Below are 1,753 nucleotides of genomic sequence, written 5' to 3'. Positions count from 1 at the left end.
AGCACGCATCGCCCGCGACAGTGCGTCGGCATCGAACACGTCCACAACCGCTGGCTCGACGCCAAGGGTCCCTAATTTGGCGGCTCTGTCGGCATTGCGCGTAGTGCCCGTCACCTGATGGCCGGCGGCCAGGAGTTGCGGGATCAGCCGCTGCCCGATGGCGCCCGAAGCGCCGGCGAGAAAAATCCGATAGGCCATCGTCATCGTCCTTGCTCTGCTATAATCTCAGGGTTCGAACAACATATAAGAGCTCTTACATCATGCGCAAGCCAGATCAACATGCCTCGGTTCCGGCTCCGGGCGAAGGCAAACGCGGCGAGCAAGGCTATCTCGGCTATCTCCTGCGGCAGGCCGCCGGCGCGCATCGGCTGAGGGTCGACCGGGCGCTGGCCGACCTCGGCGTGACGCAGCCGCAATTCGTCACGCTGACCATGCTGGCGGCCTATCCCGGCCTCTCCAACGCCGATCTTGCCCGGCTGGCGCTGCTCACCCCGCAAACGCTCAGCGTCATCGTCACCAATCTGGAGCGCGCCGGCTCGCTGCTGCGCAAGCCCCACGCCGTACATGGGCGCATCCAGCATATCGAGCTCAGCCCCAGTGGACAGGCGCTGCTGCGGCGATGCCGGGACCGTGTGCATGCGATCGAGACCGAACTGGCCACCGGTCTGTCGGCGTCGGAGGAACGAGCCGTCAGGCGGTGGCTGGTCGGCGTTGCCACCGCCGATACCGCCGAAACCTGATTGCTTGCTGGCGGCTGGCGAGGCGCCGGACCGTTCAGGTCGGCATGGGTTCGCCGGCCTCGTAGAGCACCAGATTGCGCTCGCCGATGCCGAGCCCCGGCCAGCTCGCGCGCCAGTCGGCGATGTGCGGCGAGCGGAAATGCGCATCGAGTGCCGGCCGGTCGCGCCATACCTCGGTGACCCGGATCAAGCCGGGATCAAGCACATCCTGCGCGTAGGAATATTCAAGGCATCCGTCCTCGGCGCGGCTGGCGAGAATCATGCGCTCCATCACCGGCCTTGCCTCGTCGAGCCTGCCGGGCGGCAGGCGGATCGTACCGATGATCAGCAGCATGGATAGTCCTTCGCGAGAGAGTCGATCAGGCCACTCTCCCACCCTCGCGCAAGCTTGGCCAGCTACCCTCGCCGGGCTGTCGCATGCTCGGCAGCCCTATGGTTCGAGGACGAGAATGGCGATCAGCGAAAGCATCCAGCCCGGCGCGGTGGCCAAGAACGGCCGCGACATCTTTTTCGCGCTCGGCATCGTCATCATCCTGGCCGTGCTGTTCCTGCCGATCCCGGCCTTTCTCATCGACATCGGGCTGGCCTTCTCGATCGCGCTTTCGGTGCTGATCCTGATGGTGGCGCTGTGGATCCAGCGGCCGCTCGATTTCTCCTCGTTCCCGACCGTGCTGCTCATCGCCACCATGCTGCGCCTGTCGCTCAACATCGCCACCACGCGCATGATCCTGTCGCATGGCAATGAGGGCACGCACGCCGCCGGCTATGTCATCGCCGGATTCTCCAAGCTGGTCATGGCCAGCGACTTCGTCATCGGCCTCATCGTCTTCATGATCCTGATCGTGGTGAACTTCATCGTCATCACCAAGGGCGCCACCCGCATCGCCGAGGTCGGCGCCCGCTTCACCCTCGACGCCATCCCGGGCAAGCAGATGTCGATCGACGCCGACCTGTCCGCCGGCATGATCGACGACAAGACCGCGCAGCTGCGGCGCCGCGAACTGGAAGAAGAA

The 1,753-nt window shown here is 65.3% G+C and carries 4 protein-coding genes; 2 read left to right on the top strand and 2 right to left on the bottom strand.

From position 1 onward, the window contains the following. A partial coding sequence (locus EOA36_RS34775; RefSeq protein ID WP_127281172.1) for an NAD(P)H-binding protein occupies positions 1-198 on the bottom strand: 198 nt, incomplete at its 3' end. 62 nt (positions 199-260) lie between these two features. Between EOA36_RS34775 and EOA36_RS34770 the strand changes: the two genes are divergently transcribed. Beyond that, positions 261-740, top strand: coding sequence for a MarR family transcriptional regulator (locus EOA36_RS34770; protein ID WP_127281171.1), 480 nt, complete (start codon positions 261-263; stop codon positions 738-740). A 34-nt stretch (positions 741-774) separates the two neighbouring features. Here EOA36_RS34770 and EOA36_RS34765 read toward each other — a convergent pair whose 3' ends face one another. Further along, the gene (locus EOA36_RS34765; RefSeq protein WP_127281170.1) at positions 775-1,074 is read right to left on the bottom strand and encodes a putative quinol monooxygenase; all 300 of its coding nucleotides are present in this window, start codon (positions 1,072-1,074) and stop codon (positions 775-777) included. A gap of 115 nt (positions 1,075-1,189) precedes the next feature. On the opposite strand from EOA36_RS34765, the gene EOA36_RS34760 reads away from it, so the two are divergent. Next, a partial coding sequence (locus tag EOA36_RS34760; RefSeq protein WP_189553523.1) for an FHIPEP family type III secretion protein occupies positions 1,190-1,753 on the top strand: 564 nt, incomplete at its 3' end.

Origin of the sequence: Mesorhizobium sp. M8A.F.Ca.ET.021.01.1.1 (genome assembly GCF_003998025.1) — a bacterium.
Lineage (GTDB): Bacteria > Pseudomonadota > Alphaproteobacteria > Rhizobiales > Rhizobiaceae > Mesorhizobium.
The sequence above is the reverse complement of the archived record's forward strand: the minus strand, read 5'-3'. Positions and strand labels throughout refer to the sequence as shown.

Coding starts and splice junctions, on each gene's coding strand:
- EOA36_RS34770 (WP_127281171.1), top strand. CDS start 261: ATGCGCAAGCCAGATCAACATGCCTCGGTTCCGGCTCCGGGCGAAGGC.
- EOA36_RS34765 (WP_127281170.1), bottom strand. CDS start 1,074: ATGCTGCTGATCATCGGTACGATCCGCCTGCCGCCCGGCAGGCTCGAC.